This is a genomic window from Bacillus sp. LJBV19 (assembly GCF_017797845.1).
GTDB lineage: Bacteria > Bacillota > Bacilli > Bacillales > Bacillaceae > Bacillus > Bacillus velezensis.
The window spans coordinates 1,424,394-1,444,984 of the sequence record NZ_CP072563.1 but is presented as its reverse complement, the minus strand read 5'-3'; the positions used below and the strand labels follow the sequence as shown (position 1 = coordinate 1,444,984).

The 20,591-nt window shown below is 43.2% G+C and carries 4 protein-coding genes; all 4 read right to left on the bottom strand.

Annotation, left to right across the window (positions count from 1 at the left end):
- Positions 1-2: 2 nt before the first annotated feature.
- Positions 3-4,775 (bottom strand): type I polyketide synthase, encoded by a 4,773-nt coding sequence (locus J6600_RS07360; protein WP_209388191.1) that lies wholly within the window; start codon positions 4,773-4,775, stop codon positions 3-5.
- Positions 4,775-17,032 carry an SDR family NAD(P)-dependent oxidoreductase gene (locus J6600_RS07355; protein WP_209388190.1) on the bottom strand — a complete coding sequence of 4,086 codons (12,258 nt, stop codon included), beginning with the start codon at positions 17,030-17,032 and terminating at the stop codon, positions 4,775-4,777. The genes J6600_RS07360 and J6600_RS07355 overlap by 1 nt, the downstream gene beginning before the upstream one ends.
- 21 nt (positions 17,033-17,053) lie before the next feature.
- Positions 17,054-19,360 carry an ACP S-malonyltransferase gene (gene fabD / locus J6600_RS07350; RefSeq protein WP_209388189.1) on the bottom strand — a complete coding sequence of 769 codons (2,307 nt, stop codon included), beginning with the start codon at positions 19,358-19,360 and terminating at the stop codon, positions 17,054-17,056.
- Positions 19,361-19,820: 460 nt separating this feature from the next.
- Entirely contained in the window at positions 19,821-20,459 is a 639-nt protein-coding gene (locus J6600_RS07345; protein WP_209388334.1) for a YkyA family protein, read from the bottom strand.
- Between the last annotated feature and the right edge of the window lie 132 nt (positions 20,460-20,591).

The window sequence follows — 20,591 nt, the reverse complement described above, 5'->3', positions numbered from 1 at the left end:
AACTAATCCTGCATACGCTCCAGCGCATAATCTGCTTCCTCCGCAGTCAGTTCGCCCGCTTTTAATTGTCTGAGGAGCTCTTTTACTCTCTCGTTCTTTCCATTGGAATCCGCTGTTGCACGAGTCTGTGTCTCCGCGGAAAACGTTTCTTTTTTACGAATGGTTACATCCTTCAAACCTGCAAGTCTCTCTCCGTGTTCATTAAGCAGCTGAATATCGTAAATAAGCTCGGATTGACCTTTTTGGCCTGTTTTACGCGCATAAGCCCAGCATTCTGCTGAAACTTTTTTCCGAATCGTAATCTCTCCTATTGAAAAAGGAACATAAACAGATGCCTCTTCTCTTCCGTCGGTAATTCCGAACAAAGATTGCAGAGCCCCATCAATTAAAGACGGATGCAATGTATAATTTTCAAGAGCATATGCGGCTTCTTTTGGCAGCAATAAGTGTGCAACCGCTTCCGTTCCGCCGCCCCATAAACGTTGAATCGGCTGAAAAGCGCGCCCATACAGGAACCCGTTTTCCCGAAAATACTCGTAACATTCATCTTGTTCACGGACAAAAGCACTTCTGTTTATCATCTCTTGTCTGTCGATGTTCTCTATATCATCATCACTGTAATGATGATCATAATCTAATTCCCCCGTCACAAATCCAGTCCTTACAGCAGCATCCTCGTCAGGTGACATGTTAAATAATATGCTGCTGTCTTTTACGGAAATGTGAGTGTAAATGGTCAGGCTCTCTTGCAAAAGCATGGCCGGTCTGGCAAATATCACGTTTTTTAAACGAGTGACCTTTTTCTTTCGATATGACCGCGTTCCCGCTGCGCATGCCATTTCAAGAAAAGCAGCTGCCGGGAGAATGCTCTTATTTTTTACGATGTGGTCTTTTAACCAAATCTCATTTTCTCTTAATGTCGTTTTAAAAAACTGCTGTTCCAGAGTAGATTCATTCGAATCCAGAAGCGGGTGCAGTGAAGACTGTTGCGGCAATATTTCCGGAAATACTGCACTTTGGCTTCCAGGCACCCAGTAAGACTCCTCAGCAAATGGATATAAAGGAAGCTTGACCTTTTGCGGGGTATATTCTTCATATAACTCTCTCCAGCGAATATCAGCCCCGAAAGACCATAATTTTGCAAGAAGATTCAAGTCCTTTGTCTCCATCATCACCTCGAGGAATTTATCTTTCATCTTTTGATCATGAAAGATAAAGACTTTATCAAAATCTTTCGTAACATTGCCTTTGTATACGCCCTCTCCAATTGTTCCTTCAGTACAGAAAGTTCTCAGCTTCTCCTTAAGTTTCGGCAAATCGGAAGCTACAACAGCAAGTCTGTCTTCCATCGGCTCCCTGCATGTCTGCAATGTAAAAGCGATATCAGCTGCCGAGGCCTTTGTCTCCCGCTCTGTGAATTGCAGAAGGCGCCGAGCGTATTCTTTCAGTCTGTCTTCATTTTTGGCAGAGAGAACTGCGGCAAACGGCCCGCTTATTGTTTGTGTGTCCGCATGGTTTTGATATTCTTCCACAATGACATGGGCATTTGCTCCTCCCGCTCCGAACGAACTGATTGCTGCTCTCCTGTTGGAGGCGCCTGATTCTTTCGGCCACTCTTCTTCTTTCCGCTGAACGTAAAAAGGCGTCTTTTCAAATCGGATATTTTGATTCAGCTGTTCCGAGTGAATGGATGGCGCCAATTTCTGGTGCCTAAATTGTAAAAGAACTTTTGTAAGGGCTGCTATACCTGCAGCAGACTCCAAATGTCCGATATTAGACTTCACTGAACCTATGGCACAAAATTGTTTATCGTCCGTAAATTTCTCAAACGCTTTTGTCAATCCTGCGATCTCAATCGGATCTCCGAGCGAAGTACCCGTTCCGTGTGCTTCCAAGTAGCTGACGGATCGCGGACTGATGCCCGATTTCTTGAAATTTTCAGCAATCAGCTCAGCTTGTGCATTCGGATTCGGAACCGTAAATCCATTGGTTTTTCCGCCATGATTTACAGATGTTCCTTTAATCACTCCGTATATATGATCCTGATCAGCAATTGCTTTTTCCAGAGGTTTCAACAGGACGGCTCCCGAACCTTCTCCCGGGACATAGCCGTCTCCGCCCTCTCCGAAACTTCTGCACAATCCTTCGGTGGAAACAAAATTACCTTGACTCAGCCAAAGGTATTTGCTGGGGTGTATGGATACATTAACGCCGCCCGCAAGCGCAATTTCACTTTCCCCTCTTTTAATACTCTCACATGCCAAGTGAATGGCCGTCAGCGATGATGAACACATCGTATCCAGTGCAATGCTCGGGCCGGAGAGATTAAAAAAGTATGAAACCCTGTTCGCAATAGATGAAAAGAAGGAACTGAGCGCGATCGGATTGCCCCGCGCAGTTTCTTCTGCGCCGAATAATTGATATTGTCCGTACATGGCTCCGACAAACACACCGGCTTTCATACCGTCAAGCTTCTCTTTTGTATATCCTGAATCTTCAAACGTATGCCAGGAGGTTTCGAGAAAAATTCGCTCCTGAGGGTCCATCAGCTCAGCTTCTTTATGAGAAATGTGGAAAAACAGCGGATCGAATTGATCAACACCGCTGATAAAACCGCCCCACTTACTGTTGATTTTCCCCTTCTCCATTCTGTCGGAACTGTAATTCGATCTGAAATCCCAACGTTCCTCGGGGATTTCAATAATACAGTTTTTCCCTCCGGCAATGTTTTCCCAGAACTCCTCAAGAGTATCGGAATTCGGATATCTTCCGCTCACACCGATAATGGCAATATCCTCACCCGGCGGAACCATGCTCGGTGCAGATGTATCCTTCTGCTGCCGGTGCTGTTTTTTACTCAGATTTTCTCTTTTCTTCGGCACTCTTGTTACCGGAGCTGCCCCTGCGGCCTTAAGCACTTTTTCTTTAAAAGATGTTAGGAAGAAGTTTGAAAGCTCTTCAATGTTCTGATATTCAAAAAAGATTGTTTTTGGAAGATCCCCGAAAGTATCTTCAAGCTTTGAAATAAGTGACATGATCATAAGTGAGTTGATTCCGAATTTCTCAAAAGAGTCCTTCGCATTTATTTTATGAGCTTGGATTTTCAAGACACCGCTGATGATCTTGATTAAATAGTCATTGACTTTTTCTTTCGCAGCATATTCCTCTTCTTCATCGTGTTCCGCCGTGAGTGTATCTTGATCTGCTGCAGCTGTATTTCTTTGAATCGAAAGCGCTTTTATCATTTTATCCCGCTCTCCTTCTGCAGGCATTAAGCTGGTAAATGAAGACCGCAGCATTTTCAGAAACGCTTCCAAAACAGAGGAAGTTCGCATCGGAGTCATTCCGTATTTTTCTTTTATTTGAATGATTCCACTGCTGTCGAGACTCATCCCGCCATCTTTCAATAACGGCCAATTGATTGAAAGGGTTTTTCCGTTTCGGGAGAGCTGAGATCGAAGCACTGCAAAACTGTCCATAAAATGATTTGCGTACGCATAGTCACTTTGGCCGGCATTTCCGTAAGCCGAAAAAGAAGAAAAAAGAACAAAAAAATCAAGATCTTCGTCTTTTGTCAGCTCATCCAGCCAGATTGTCCCGTAAACTTTCGGTTTCAGTACGTCCGTAAAATCACTGAGGCTTTTGTTTACAAGAAATGAGTCACGAAGGATGCCGGCAGCATGAATGACCCCGTTTATGCTGCCATACCGCTGTTTAACGCCGAAAATGAATCGCTCTGTCTCTGTTCGATCTGTTATGTCCGTCCGCTGATATTCAACAATAGAGCCGCTCTCATTAAGCTTACTGATCCGTTCTTTTTGATCAGCTGTTAAAAAAGAACGGCCTGTAAGTATAATCACGGCTTGGTTTTCTTTAGCGATGTGTTCCGCAAACAGCAGCCCGAGTTTTCCCGCTCCTCCGGTAATGATATATATGCCGCCTTTTTGATACGTTACAGATCCGTTATCGTGTTCCGGATTATCAATATGCTGCAGCCCTTTCACATAACGGGTATGTGAGTCTATTAAAACCTCACATTCATCGGATTGAAAGTGCTGTATTTCACTGATTGCAGCATCCCACACCTCGGAAACCGGAGGATTTATCTCAGAATGCTCATGGCGAATCTGTATGGTTTTCGCTTTAAGCTTGGAGCTTTCCATGTTTACCGTTTTAATGAACCCTCCGACAGCTTCATGAAACGGCTGATTCAGACCGCTTGTCCAATAAATATGCAATAACGTAACAGGTTCGTTTCTTCGCATTAAAGCTTTTGATAATAAAAAGAGCGAGTTTATCCCTCTGCGAAGAGTTTCGTTAACGGATTCTTCAGTGAATTCTCTGATTTCTCCGTTCCATAAATAAAGCACGACATCAGGTGTAAATCCGGTTTCAGCCAAATCAGACAGCAGCATTTTGACATGATTTTCATCAGAAGGATTGATTGTGCATCTATTCCGTTCAATTCTATAATCAGAATCGGGCGTTACGAGAATGACACGGTTACGTTCTCCATTCATCATCTCGGCATGCTGAAAAAGACGGTTATCCTGATCAAAAATCAGCATATTTCCTGGTGCCTGCTGATTCGGCATATCAATGTTATTTGTCCTTACCCATTCGTTCTTAAAAAAAATGGTTGGGGACGGAGCTTGTGATTCCGGCTCCGCCTTTTTTTCCATTTGTTCTTTTCTGTAAGTGCGAATTAGCTCCAGTCCTGCATCAGGAGACATTTGCTGTTCTTCAATTAAGGAAAGTATTTGTTTGATCTGCACTATTTTCCCTCCAGCAGCTGATAAACTTGGTCAGCAGAAAGTTCACCGTTTTTCAATCGTTCTAATAAGAAGAGAATTTCCTGATCTTCATTTTTACGTCCTGCGGTTAATTCTCCCCCGGTCACTTTTCTGACAGAAAAGTCTTTCATGCTCACGGCTATTTCGCCGCTCTCGTTAATAAAATCAATGTTATACGTATAAAAACCGGTTTCTTTCACCGAGACATGGCATCGGGCAGTAAGCGCCCTCTTAATGTGAAGCTCTCTAAGTGAATATGGAACAAATAAGCCCTCTTTCTCATTATCTCTTAACAAAAATGCCGCCGCTTGAAAACCGCCGTCAATTAATGAAGGATGAAGTGTAAAATGTGAAAACCCGTTCGCTAAATGAGCAGGAAGCTCCAATTCTGCCATTAACTCCATATCACCGCGATATACGGCTTTCAACGTTTGAAAACTGCTATGATATGTCAGGCCCATACGGCTGAAGCGGTGATAACACTCTTCCCGGCTTATGACCGGCTCACTGCTGCGTATGAACTGATCAATATCGACATACTCAGGATTGCTGTTTATGTCTCCGAATACTGTTTCACTTTGTGTGCAGATTTGCTGCACGCCATCCGGACCCTCTTTACATATCATTACGTTCAACTTATCTTGTTTCATTTCCAAGTCGGTATAAATGTGCAGCGTTTTTCCTTTATATAATATAGGTCTGTTCCACATCACGTCTTTTATTTTATATACTTTACTTTCTCCGCTTATTTCCGCACAAACAAGAGCCATTTCAAGCGAAGCGGCTCCTGGCAGCACATAGTCTCCTGAAACAAGATGATCAGTGACGAAAAATTCAGTTCCGGAAATAACAGTTTTAAATGCTTGTTTCTTTAATGTTGAGACATTCTCGCTGATTAATGGGTGAAGACTTTTGCTATTAACCTCGCTTTTGTTCTTTTTCGGGGTGAACCAATAACTCTCTTTTGCAAACGGATAAGTTGGCAGCGGCACTCTATTCAATTTCTTATTGCCGATTGTCTTCCATTCAAACTCGGCTCCATTGGCCCACCATTGTGCGAGCAGCTCCTCTTTTCCGCTTTGAAGAGCCTCCTGAATCATATATTCAGAAACAGCTGTGCGCTCTTCAGTGTTTTCGCTTATAAATACGCCTTTTTGCACCTTGCTGTCATCAAGAAAGCTGACGTATTTATCTCTCAGCTCAGTCAGACTCGCTGCACATACGGCAATTCTTTCGTTCATTGCTTCCCGGCCGTTTTGCAATGTAAATTCCATGTCACTGGCATTAACGGTCATGTCTCCGGCAATCACACGATCCAAGTACTGAACCATAAGCCGGATATACTCAAGTAATTGATCTTTGGTTTTTGCAGATAAAACAAAAATATGTGTGTTACCGTTGTTTTCCGGCACTTCTTTTTGAGGTTCCCTATATTCCTCTAAAACAATATGCGCGTTCACACCGCCGAATCCGAATGAGCTGACACCTGCTCTCCTCGGCAGATCGTTGTTCTCTTCATCTTTTATCGGATTCCACTTTTGAGCGGTTTCTGTGATATAAAATGGGGTATTTTCCAGTTTGATGTATGGATTGAGTTCTGAAAAATGGGCGAGTCCCGGAAGTTTGCGATATTTAAAAGCCAGTAACACTTTCAGCACTCCGGCTATTCCGGCAGCGGTTTCGAGATGGCCGATGTTTGTTTTCACAGACCCGATCCCGCAGCATTTCTGTTTCGCAAAAGGAATGTCCCATTCTTGATATAACGTTTTAAATGCCTTTATGATGCTGTTCACTTCAATCGGATCGCCAAGACTTGTCCCTGTGCCATGCGCTTCTATATATCCCGCAGTGGCAGGGCTGACCCCCGCCTTCCGCCAAGCTTCGGTTAATAAGTCCGCCTGTGCGTTCGGATTCGGAGCTGTCAAAGAATTGGCGCGGCCGCCGTGATTTATAGCTGACCCTTTAATCAAACCATATATATGATCACCGTCTGCCTGTGCTTTGCTGAGCGGCTTGAGCAATACTGCAGCCGCCCCTTCACTCCTTACATAGCCGTCAGCGCTTTTATCAAACGTTTTGCACTTTCCGTCTTTGGAAAGCATCCCTGCTTTATCAAAAGCTATAAACAGAGTAGGGCTTGTCATAATATGCACTCCGCCTGCAATCGCCATTTCAAAATCGCCTCTTTGAATCCCCTCAGCCGCACGATGAAGCGCAACTAACGAACTTGAACAGGCAGTGTCAATCGGTTCGCTCGGACCCGTCAGGTTCAGCTGGTAAGAAATACGATTTGCCAATATACAATGATTTAAACCGGTTGCGGTCTGCGCCTGAACAGAGACGCCATTTTCATTCAGACGTTCAGCATAATCCGTTGTGGCGACCCCTGCAAACACCGCGGTTTTCGTCCCTGCCAAATCAGACGGCTTATAGCCCGCATCTTCTATTGTTTTCCATACAGTCTCCATAAAAATTCTTTGCTGGGGATCCATTAATTCTGCTTCGGCGGGAGAAATCCCGAAAAACAACGGATCAAAACTGTCCGCGCCTTTGATAAATCCGCCTTTTTTTATTTTTGTTCTATTGACGTCCCTGATCGGATCGCCGTCAAACTCTTTCCAGTTCCAACGGTCTTCAGGAATGTCTGTAATCATATCCCGGCCTTTTTCAATTCCTTCCCAAAAGTCTTCCAGCGTATCTGTTTGGGGGAAACGGCCGCTTATTCCCACTATTGCCACCGGCTCATTTATATGTCTTTCCTCTTGCCTAGTTTTATTTTCAGGCTCAGGGGAATGTTCATAAGATTCCGGCGGAGGCGTGCTGTACAATGTTTTTTCGTCAGCTGCAGAAAAAGATTCTGTCTCAGCAAAAAGGATTTCTCCGTATTGCTCGATTACATAATCAGTCATTTCAGCCAGTGAATTGCATTCAAAGAAAATGGACGGCAATAATTCCGTACCATATTGTTGATTGATTTCATTTCCGAGTCTGGTAAACGTAATAGAATCAAATCCGTACTCGCCGAATGAAGTCTCTTCTTCTATTTCCTTTCTGTCAATCTTCAAAATACTTGACATCATCTTTGCGATGCCCTCAATCAGATTTTCTCTCCGGTCTTTCGCCGCAGATTCATCTGAAGAAAAAGAACCGCAGAGATGAAGCTCCTCGGAATACTCACTCTTTAAAAACTCAAGAAGTTCATTAAAATCAGTAAGACCGAAAAAATCTGACGGCATCATTGATATTCCTAATGACTCGTTTAATTCGTTGCCCAACATTGTAAACATAATTGAATCAAATCCGTATTCACTTATCGGCAGTTCAAAATCAAATTCCCGTTCTTCAATTTTTAATACGCCGGTGATGATGCGCGTCAAAGTGCTTTTTAAAGATCCAGTTATTGACAGATCTTTCGGTTCTTGATTTTCGTCGGCGATTGCCGGGTCACTTTTTCCGCTGTCAATCGTTATCATTCGTTCCAGCTTTAATTCATTACCGCTAAATACCATTATTTGATGTTCACACCCTGTCATTGCTTGATCAAATGCTGCAAGGCCTTCCCGTTTTTCCAGAGGCAGCATTCCGAAACGGTCATAAAGGAACTTTTCTGAATGAATGTCAATTTGCATACCGCCTTCTTTCCATAAAGGCCAATTAATCGAGACTGTTTTTCCAGGTTTATTTTCCGCCGCTCTCATTTCCGCAAAATAATCCATAAACCGGTTTGCATAAGCATAATCGGTTTGTCCGGCATTCCCGATTATTGCGCTGATAGATGAAAACATAACAAAAAAGTCCAGAGGTTCTCTGTCTGTATACCGGTCAAGCCATATCGTTCCGTAAACCTTGCTGGCCAAGACTGAATCGAGATCCTCTTCACGCTTATTGATGAGTAATGAATCTTTTATCACACCGGCGCTGTGAATAATTCCTTTAACAGGACCTAATTTGTTTTTGACGAGGTTTATCAGGTTATTGACATTTTCCTTATCAGAAATATCGGTTCTTACATAAAAAACCTCTGATCCGTTTTTTTCCAGCTCTTTTACATTGCTTACGGCTTCCTCAGAAAGCTCTGACCTGCCGATAAGGACAAGTTTTATTCTCCCTTTTCGCACAAGATGTCTGGCGAAAATCAGTCCCAGACCGCCCGTTCCTCCTGTAATGAGGTAAACTCCCCCTTCTTTTACTTCCATCTTTTTGGGGGGCTCGGCACTTTCAATTTCTGCAGAGTGCTTGACCTGCCTGATTCCATCTCTGTATCTGATTTCTGAAGTATCATCGCTGATGATTGTTTCTTTCACAAGGTTTTTTAATTCAGGCAGACCGGTGTTCAGCTGTAACTGAATTTCACCGCTTTGTATTTCAATATTTTTACCGGACAACATTGGATGTTCCAAATGAAGCGACCTAAAAAAGCCGCTGATTGCCATTTGATAAGGTAAGATTTGATTTTCCCTTGTGAAAAATACATGTGATATCAGGATTTTATGTCTTGGGATTGTTGCTAGCAGAGCTTTCGTTACATTGAAAACCGGCAAAACAGCCTCTTCCAGCTTTTCATGAATGTTCTGCTCAATTCCCGTTTCAGGGCTCATCCCGATTAAAATGACGCGGTCAATTGTCACTTGTCTTTCTTTAAGAATCGCCAGCAATTTCTGATAGCCGTCAAGTTTGACGCTGTTCAATTCAAAGGAATCAGCTCTTTTTTCTTGAAAACTGCCGCCATGACGGACAAAGATCATGTTCAAGCCGATATCTTTATATGCCTGGCGGATCAGCGGTTCTGATATATCCCGACGGAGTGAAATCACAAGGCAGCTGTTTAAACCGCTGGCTTCAGGCTGATGAAGCAGAGGGGCCCGCTTCCACATATCAGTGTAATACTTAACTGAATGCCGCTCATCCTGAGTCTGCGGTGCAGCCCTTAACGCCTTTAACGCTAAGTTTTTTATTTTAAGACTTACAGATCCGTTTTCATCCATAAATAATATATGAAACCTTTTGACATCATCATGTTGTCTTTCATCGGCAGCTGTAATGTAAGCATAGCCGTTTGCCGAAGGTGCATGAAGAATCTCCAGCTCACCTAATTCAAAAGGCAAATATGCGGTGTGATCTCCTTCTTGACCGGACGTAAACCCGGTTGTGGATTGAAAAATGCCATCCAATAAACACGGTTCCAGCAGCGTGCCGGATTTTTTATGAATGCTCTCAGGAAGTGATATTCGTGCAAGAACAGCATTTTCATGGATAAACAGCTGTTTTATTACCTGAAAACTGGTTCCATAGTCCAAACCGCTCTGCCGGAAATCCCTGTAACACTCAGCGCCGCTGATTAATCTTTTCTGTCCGGTTAACCAGCTGTCCAATTGAAAATGCTCTGTATGAGAGGCATCTTGATCTCCGCATGTGATAATGTTTCCTTGGCAGTGAACTGCCGCTTCAGGTTGCATATCGGTTTTTACCACAAATCTGCCGTCTTTTTGATTCGGCAGCAGATCTATCATTACCGTCTTTTCTTTCTCAACGGTTATTGGAACCGGCCATACAACCTGACTCAGTTTTATGACTGATTTTCCGTACAGCCTCTCTCCCGCTTCTCTGGCCGCTTCGATGATTGCCGCTCCTGGCAGAACCATATTCCCATGCACAACATGATCTTTTACATAATATTCAGAATCTGAAAGCGTTTTATAAAATCGGCACTCACCTGCAGAAAAATCAAATAAAGGAGCTTTATCAGCTGTTGATTTTGATTGCGCCTTATTTGACACCCACAGTCTGTTTTTTAAGAAAGGGTAAGTCGGCAGGGTAATTTTCGCCGGTTTTCTGCCAGTGCGGAAATCTTCCCAGCTTAAATTGCCTCCTGATACCCAGAATTCAGCCATTTCGGCTAATGTGGTTCTGCCGGATTTGAGCGGAAGATCCGATTGCTGCTGTCTGCGTTTATGATTCGGTTTTTTCCCTCTAAATATTTCGTGATCGTCAATTCCATTATAAAAGTGATTTAATTTCAACATCAGATCGTCGATATTATTTGAAATGACAGCAAGCCTTTCCGGCATGGCTTCACGCCCTTCAAGAAGGGTATACGCAATATCAGAAAGGTGAAGCGGCTTGTTTGTTCCCGCTTGCTGCAAAAACTCGCCCTGTTGTTGACGGGCCTTTTGAAGATATTCCTCCAGCTGTTTTGCTGATTCCCGTAAACTCAGTGAATGCTTGGCTGAGAGTACGATAAGTTCCTCACTTTCCTCACAATCCGTATGACAGTCAGCAGCAGACTCATACTCTTCCACAAGAATATGAGCATTCGCCCCGCCCGCTCCGAAAGAACTTAATCCCGCACGCCGCGGATATTTGCTGTCAGAATGTTTTTCATTCGCGGGTTTTATCCAGTCGGCGGTTTCCTGCTGAAGGCAAAAAGGTGTCTCTTCCAGATAAAGATCCGGATGCACCCGTTCAGCATGCAGTGTTGCGGCTATTTTTTTATACTTCATTTGTAAGATAATCTTTGTCAGGCCGGCAATACCCGCAGCCGCTTCAAGATGACCGATGTTAGATTTAATCGATCCGAGAGAGCAATATGAAACATCTTCGGTATGAGCTCTAAACGCCTTGGTCAGGCCTCGGACTTCAATCGGGTCACCCAGCGGCGTTCCAGTGCCGTGGGCTTCAATAAAGCTGACACTTCTGGCGCTCCAACCGGCCGCTTTAAGAGCTCCTTGGATTAAATCGGCCTGTGCGGCAGGATTAGGCACCGTATAGCCATTCGTCTTTCCGCCGTGATTAATTGCCGTTCCTTTAATGACGGCGTACACAGTATCATTATCACGTATGGCATCTTTAAGCGGTTTAAGAATTACGGCCCCGACACCTTCCCCGGGTACGAAACCGTCGCCGCCTTCTCCAAAACTTCTGCATTTTCCCGATTTTGAAAGCATCCCCATCTGACATCGGTATAAATAGTCAGAAGGATGAAGATACAAATTTACTCCTCCCGCAACCGCAACCGAGCACTCACCTTTTTTTAAACTTTGGCAAGCCATGTGAATTGCCGTTAAGGATGAAGAGCAAGCCGTATCTACAGGGACACTGGGACCTGTAAAGTCAAATGTGTAAGACACTCTGTTCGCGAGAGACCATGGGAACGAATTTGGAAGTACATCGTTTTTGTCCGTCGGTATTCTTTCGCCGAGCAGCTTGTAGGAATTGGTCGTCACTCCCGCAAATACACCGACATGTTTTTCGGTCTGCTTTCTCAACCCTTCAATGGTATATCCCGAATCTTCAAATGCTTTCCATACGGTTTCGAGAAATATTCGTTCCTGAGGATCCATCGCTTCTGCTTCTCTCGGAGATATTTGGAAAAACAAAGAATCAAATGATTCAGCATTCTTTAAAAATCCGCCCCATTTGCAATAAATTTTCCCCTCATGCGCTTTAGCGGGGTCTGGATCATAGTAGGTCTCATAATTCCATCGTTCTTTCGGAATTTCTGTGATTGCGGTTCTCTCTTTTGATAGAAGCTCCCACAATTCTTCGATATTTTCAGCCCCGGGATAACGGCCGCTGATACCGATCACCGCTATCCCGTCAAGATGTTCTTTTTCCTCCGCCGCAGGTGCAGTGATGTTTTGTTCCGGCCTGGCAGGGGTAATGCTCTGAATCTGTTTTCCTTTTTCCTCCCGTGAAAATAAACGCCCCAGCCGATCCGGATATTCCTTTACAAGATGATCTGCTAAATCTCTGATTGTATGAAATTCAAATAAAAGCGTTTTCGAAATTGCTCCCAGTGACTGCTCCAGCTTTGTGTTGCATTGATGAATCATAACCGAATCCATTCCATATTCAGCCAGATGCACATCTTGATCGATCTCTTCCCGTTCTGCACCGACCTCAGAGGAGATGATATTGGTTAAAAACAAAACTGTCTGATCCAAAATATCGCCTTGAGCCAAAGGAATGGCACTGCCTGTCTCTGTTTCGTCCGTCAAAAATCTCTGCCGCATAAATTGTTCAAAGCGCTCATGATCACCGCAGACTGCAATATTATGCAGCTGACCCGAAGTTACAATCCGCGAAAACCATTGCGTTCCGTCTTCAGCAGGAAGTTCTTCGAGCCCGGAACCATGAAAAAGAGACGTCCGCCCTTGACCTGACAGGTTCGCCCCCATTCCGATGTCTTTCCATAAAGGCCAATTGATTGTCAGCGTACGGCCGCTGCGCAGAGAATTTTGCCGTTTCCATTCCCGATATTCTGCAAAATGATCTAAAAAGCCGTTTGCATATGCATAATCACACTGGCCTTCGTTCCCTGCAATAGAGACGACTGAAGAAAAAACGGCGAAAAAATCCAATTCCAGCGACTTCGTTGCATGATCAAGATTCAACGCACCATGAACTTTTGGAGCAATCACCTCTGAAAGTTCCTGCTTTGTTTTTTGAAAAAGCAGCGAGTCTCTGATAACTCCTGCGCAATGAATGACGCCATGAAGACCTGCATGCTGATCGGTAATACCGTCAATCATTTTTTTTACCGCTTCTTTATCGGATATATTCGCCTGTATATAATAAACCTTGGCTTTAAAGCTGTTCAGGTATTCTAAATGTTTCTGCTTATCTCCGTTTAAAGCAGATCGCCCCGATAGAATAATGGTGGATCTTTCAGTTTTCGCGCAATATTCAGCGACTTTACTGCCAATCCCCCCCAATCCCCCTGTAATTAAATACACTTTATCTTTTTCAGGGTATTGAATGGCCTTTGTGTATGTTTCTCGCTGCTTCTCTAACATCCGTGCATATCTTACGCAGCCTCTGTAAGTGATATGAATATACTGATCAGGCGCTGTGTTTATTTCTTTATGAAGAATGTCAGCCCTTTCTGAAAATGAAACGGATGCAGAATCATGTTCAAAGCAAACCGTCTTACAATGCAGCTGCGGATATTCTTGTTTTACCGATTTTAAAAAACCGTTCACACCTTCAAAATACGGCAATTTTTCTTTTTGATCTGCGCTAAATGTATAAATGAACGTTACTTTGTTTATAAGGTTCTCGCTGATTAAAGCCTTAGTCAGATAAAACACGGAATAAATTCCTGATTCGAGTGTTTCTTCCAGTTCAGGCCGTTTTTCAGACCACGTATGCAAAATTGCATCAGGCGCTGCGCCTTTTTCTTTTAACAGACGAATGACACTTTGATAATCATCGGGACGCTGCCTGTTGATCGTGAAAACACTGTCGCTTATCTGCTCTAAACGGTCACCGGGCATAATAAGATATGCGGACGTATTCTCTCTTTTTTTCAGCTCTTCAAAATAGTCTTTGTTACCGGAGAACAACAAAATAGTACAGGCTTGTCCGCTGTCCGCTTCATTCTCAAGTGCGGTTTCTTTCCATACCGGCGTATAAAGTGCCTGATTCTTCTTTTCTGAAAAAGCCGCGTCTGATTTTACCTGCTGAGGGTTTAAAGAAAATTGAGAGCGCTCAAACGGATAAGGCGGAAGCGGGGCTTTTCTTTTATGATAGTCACCTAGTTTCGCCCATTCAATCTCTTCTCCTGAAAGCCACATTTGCATAAATGAATGATAAAGAGCCTCATCAGCTGCTTTGTCCGTTTCAAAAGCAGCCGCTTTGTTTAGTTTTGCTGATGGAGGGAGCGATCCGAATTGGAAAACTGAAAAATCAGAAATATCCACATCCGGCTCCGTTCCCTTTTCTTCCGTGTGATGCGGCATATGATCAGCTATCTCCTGAGACACGGCATCCATTTGATTGTATTCTGTCATCAACGGAAAACGAGTCTTATCATAAAAACCTGCCGGCTGCTCATTAATACAAACAACAGCCTGTTTAATTCCGTCTTGCTTTTTCAATAACATGCTCAGAAAAAGTTCTTTAGACAAGATTCCTTCATCAAGTAAATTTAATATTTCCAGAACATAATCATTATTAAAGAATCCATCATAATCTGTTAAATCCCATCTCTTATACAGTCTTCTCATAGAGGCAAGGATAGCCATGATCGCTGCTTCCTCATCAGCCGGCAATGCATTTCTTTTAACCGCCGTGCGATTCACAATATAAGATAAAATCTCGATTTCCTGAGTCTTCCCCGCTTTATCCCACTCTTCTAAAAACCCTTTAAACGTATATTGGTGCTCAAGAAGCAGCCGTGTTTTCCCGTACAGGCGGTCTGTAAAATCAGCCGGGAAGCTCAGACCGTTCAGCAGCATCCTTACATAATCTTCATTTAATCGAACCGGCGGGTACGTTTTTGAAGTGTACGGATTGACAAATGGAATGGACGGCGGCTCACAGGATATGTGCGAAGTTTTTTCAGCGCCTGTGATGACAGAAATGGCCTTTTCAATTTTGATGATATCCGCTGCTGCAAGAGCGACGTAATATCCGTCTCCGGCGCCTGTAATGAGGCTTGGCTTAAAACCGGATGCCAGGATACTTTTTATGATTTCCGTATTGATAACTAAAGAATACAAGCGGATTTTCTCAGGTGTCCATTTTCTTTTAAATGAACTGTGCAATGTTGGTATATCTTTCAGCACCGACCTTACGTTCTTTTCTAAATCAGGGAATACCCGTTTCAAAACGGCAAATTGTTTATAACTTTCCCATTTGAAGTCACCGATGGCAAGCGCCCATTCAGAATCTTGTTTCCTCCGAAAACTTAATCCCTCTTTAAGCTGATTTTTAAATTCCTCCTTGCTGCCTGCCAATAAACCAGCCCTGTAATCAAACGATGTCCTCCCTGTTAAAAGGGTGCTGCTGATCACTTCATTTGATATTTTGCAAAATTCCTCTGAATCATCAGAAAAGGTTCTCCAATGATGTATCATTTGTTTCATGCTTTCTTCACTTTTAGCGGAAAAAAGGAAGGGTACCCTTCCTTTTCTGTCAGATTCGTCTTTTGTATGTATAAATTCTTCGATGATGACGTGAGAGTTAACACCCCCAAAACCGAAGGAGCTGATTCCCGCCCTGAGCGGAGCCCCGTCTGCCGCCTTCCAATCACTTGAATCAAGTGCCGGCCTAAACGGTGTTTTTTCAAACTGTATAATTGGATTTACCGTATGTACATTCAGGCTTTTCGGCACCCTCCGGTGTTTCATCATCATTAGAACTTTTATCAATCCGGCCATTCCCGCTGCTGCTTCTGTATGACCGATATTTGTTTTCACACTTCCGATCCTGCAATATTGAGTATCCTCAGTATATTGCCGATACGCTTTTGTCAATGCTTCTATTTCAATCGGATCGCCCAGAGATGTTCCAGTGCCATGTGCTTCTACATAAGAAACCGTCGCAGCATCGACAGCAGCGTTGTGTAAAGCTTCTGAGATGACCCGGCTCTGCGCTTCTGCTCTGGGAGCGGTTATGGAACGGGATTTACCGCCATGATTAACAGCTGTCCCTTTTATGATCCCGTATATATGGTGACCGGCTTTTACTGCATCACCAAGGCGCTGCAGCAATACAACGCCTGCCCCTTCTCCGGGAACGTACCCGTTCGCCGCTGCGTCAAAGGTTTTACATTTGCCGTCAGGACTCAGCATTCTGGCTTTGGAAAAAGAAATATATTTTCCGGGTTGGAAATTCAAGTTTACTCCCGACGCGATTGCATACTCGCTTTCTTTTGTCCGCAATGACTTAACCGCTTCATGTAAAGCAACAAGCGATGATGCACAAGCGGCATTTACAGACATGCTTTTTCCGGTCAAACCGAATGTGTATGAAAGCCGGTTGGAAAGCATAGCTTCGAAACTTCCTAAACAGGCGTAACTGTCGATTTCCGATTCAGCATGACCTGTCTGCCGGTAGTCAGAATTCATAATACCCGCAAAAACAGAAGTGGTTTTACGCTGGAGATCCTGCAAAGAAACCCCGGAATCTTCGATGCACCGCCAAGTTTCTTCTAAAAGGATTCTTTGCTCAGGGTCCATGTTTTTCGCTTCCCGGGGAGAGATATTAAAAAACTTATGGTCGAAATGGTCAGCTTTATGAATAAAACCTCCCCACTTGCTGATTGTTTTGTTCGGTATACTGATATCGACTGAATAATAAAGATCGGGATCCCACCGTTCAATCGGCACTTCCCGGATGGAATCTTTGCCGCTATTTATGTTTTCCCAGAATTCATGATAATGATCTGCATCGGGGAATCTGCAAGCAACCCCGATTATCGCGATATCCGCACTCTGTTTATTCAAATGAACCATTGGCCTCCACCCGCCCCTTCTTTAGTGTAGAAATAACGTATCCAATCTGCGCCTCAGCAGACTTTCGGTCTCATTCATCAATTTTTCACCAATGTCATCGACATGTCTGTTTCTCCATGATTCCAAATCCGTGCCCTTTACCCAATGATTAAAAGCGCCTAAAGACGGGCCGCAATGAACTTGGAAATTCACCTTTTGTTCTTCCTGCCCTTCCAAAGCAAGCAGACATCCTCTCTGCAAATACCACTTAAATAGTAACAGCATCTTATATTTTTGATTGCGCTCAGCTTTTCGGGCCAGGTTCGGCTGTTTTTCTATTATGCTTTCGTAGATTTCATCAAAAGTCTTGTTAAAATAATCATTTTCGAGCTGAATCTTTGTCTTTTCATCTATCTCACTCAAAGACTCGTATTGTTGGTAGATTTGAAATAATTTATTTGCCCTGACCGGAAACAGCGTGCCCTTTTTCAGCACCTGAACCTTTGTTCCGAACTCAAACAGAGTCTCCGAAGGCGCATAAGCAGTATCGCATATTCCTGTCTCACTCAGCATTTCTTTAACAAAACCGCTTGTTTCGGCTTCAACTGTACATTGATTAATGGATCCCGTCATAATAAAATCAGCGCCCATTAAAAAAGCAGACGCGGCAGACTCGGGAGTCCCGATTCCTCCCGCAGCCCCGATCCTTATCTTCCTTGCGTATTTGTGTGTTTCCATCATTTCATCCCGCAGGTTAACAAAAAACGGCAGCATCGCCGTCAATGAGCCCTGTTCGGTATTACTTCCGCAATCTGCTTCAATAATGATATCGTCTGCTGCCGGAATACGGCTGAGCCACTCCGCCTGCTCTTCCGTCAGCATACCGTTCTGACACATTCTCTTTACGATACTTTGAGGAGGCGGACTCAGAAATGCGGCCGCAACTTCCGGCCGTGAAACTTTGGCAATGATCCGATTATGAGGTATGACGCTGCCGCTTTTGTCTATCTTCAACTGATGCGCTTTGTAATAAATTAATGGCGCGCTGACGGAAAGATACGAAGACGCTTCTATTACTCGTACGTCATGCTTGATATTTAAATCTATCAATTCCTTTTCTCTATCTTGATGATCCGGCTCAAATCGCAGATTCATTCCGTAGGGCTGGCCATTTTTGAGTGTCTTCTTAATAGAAATAAGGGCCTGTTCAATTTCCCTTATCGTTAAACCTGCTGTTCCAAAGAACCCCAGCATTCCTTTCTTCCCGAGGCGGATCAGCATTTCAGCGGAAGAGATCCCTCTATGCATCGCACCTGCCAAATACGCGTATGTCAAACCGTAATCTTCTTTGAAAGATTGATCACCCAACCGGGACACCGGTGAAGCTGCACCGCTCTCTATATTTTCGGCCAAGAGGCTATGCTCTTTCCCGCTTTCCGAATTGTCCTTGTTCCCTTCAGAAAAGAAGAGACTGTCTTCCGGCGCACTGATAGTAAGCGGTTCCTCATCTCTTTGTATGGTTTGAATTAATTTAGTCAGAATGTTGCCGGGACCGATCTCTTCAAACACAGTAACGCCTTGTCCCATTAGATACCTGATGCTTTCAGTCCATTTTACCGAGTTTGTTATTTGTTCAATTAAATTCCGTTTGATATCTTCTTGTTTATAAGGTCTTGCCGTGTAGTTAGAAATGACCGGGAAATTCAATTCAGAAAATTGAACCCCCTCGATAAATTCCGCAAATTCACGCTGTGCACTTTCCATGAAACGAGAATGAAAAGCCCCGCCGACCTGCAATACGATATAAGCTTTCGCCCCTTCTTTTTCAAAAAAAGAGGCTGCCCGCTTTATCTCTTCTGCAGCCCCGGCTATCACAATTTGTGAAGATGTATTGTAATTGGCGATATCTATTTGGCCGAATTCATACTTTTGAAGTATTTTTTTTATGTGATGCTCATCCAGTCCGATCACGGCAGCCATTCCGCCCTCGGAAGCCTCACTCATTAACTCGCCTCTTTTAGCAACCAGCCGGAGACCTGTTTCAAAATTAAAAACACCGGCCGCAAAAAGCGCAGTATATTCACCCAGACTATGTCCTGCAACAGCATCTGGGCGTGTATGACCTTCTTTTAAACCCTTTAAATATTGCAGTGCGCTCACTGTATAAATTGCAGGTTGTGTATACTTCGTATCAGTCAGCCTCTCTTTTTCGTCTGAAAGGCATAAATCCTTTATGGAGTATCCTAAAATATGATCTGCCTTTTTAATGAGCTCACTGAATTCATCGAATAAGTCTCTGCCCATTCCTTTAAACTGCGCTCCCTGTCCGGGAAAGACGTAAGCAAGCATTTGTTTTCCTCCTGTTCCGTATTTCTGCCGTTTCTTTTCGTTCCGATTTTGATAAACGTTTTTCACTTCAATTTTAAAATTGTCGTTTACTTTCAGCACCCTTACTTAATAAGCATTACTAAGCAAAATAAAAAAACCTTTATGCCGGATAAAGGTTTAAAAGCAAAAAGCATGTACAAATATCATATTGCCGTAAATATAGATAGATAGAATTTTCTGATAATTAAAATCGCATTTTCATTCTGTTTTATATATATATATCAATATAATAAAAACATTCCAACGTGCCGAAACAACGATTGGTTTTATGTGAATATTTCCCTAAATAAATACTATACTATGATTTACTTGTTGTCAATGGGAAACACACGTATATACCAATTCTTCAGCCGCCTTTTTACAGGCGGCTGAACTCGGTTGTTATCGGTTCATCAGCCCATGCCGATATGCCTTCACTATACTATTTGCGGAATAATAGTTCTTTCTCTTTGTTGTAGTCTTTAGTAAATTGATTGAACTCATCTGCTTGTTTATGCACCTTTTCGTAAACTGAGTTTACTTTGCTGATTTGCTCTTCCAGATCCGCTAATGTGAGCTTTTTATCTTTAATCAGTTTATAAAGGTCCTTATCAAGTGAAATGGCTTTTTCGTACTTTTTGTACAAAAGGTCATAAGATGCATACCTTTTCTCCATTAAAGCGACCGCATGACCGGCTTTTTCTTTTACTTTCTTATCCTTTATTTCTTGAGAAGTTTTTTTTGCGGATTCAAACGCTTGTTTTGAATCATCAATACTGTCTTTTTCTGCTTTCAGATGTTTTTTTCGCTGATTTGCATTGCTCAGAGCCTGATCAGACAGTGTGACAATTTTCTGGTAATCATCCATATTCAGTTTAACCGCGCTATCATATAGATGATGCTCTTTTTTCTCCAATTTTTCTAATGTTTTCTGCTCTTTTTGAAACGGTTTTTCCGCTTGAACGGCTTTTTCCATCGAGTCATGAAGCGATTCAACCGGATCTTTTCCCCCGCAGCCGGCAAGCAGCATACTTGCGGCGCCGAGCGCTCCGATTCCTGCTAATACCTTTTTTTGAATCATATTCACTTAAAATCCCCCAATCTTGACAATTTCCACTATAGAAGCCCGAACGCTTTTTGACAATAGCTGAGCTGTAATTGGCATGACCGGGTAAAGACGCTTACGGTGCTTTCAAAGAATACTTGCGTAAAA

Coding starts and splice junctions, on each gene's coding strand:
- J6600_RS07355 (WP_209388190.1), bottom strand. CDS start 17,032: ATGGTTCATTTGAATAAACAGAGTGCGGATATCGCGATAATCGGGGTT.
- fabD (WP_209388189.1), bottom strand. CDS start 19,360: ATGCTTGCTTACGTCTTTCCCGGACAGGGAGCGCAGTTTAAAGGAATG.
- J6600_RS07345 (WP_209388334.1), bottom strand. CDS start 20,459: ATGATTCAAAAAAAGGTATTAGCAGGAATCGGAGCGCTCGGCGCCGCA.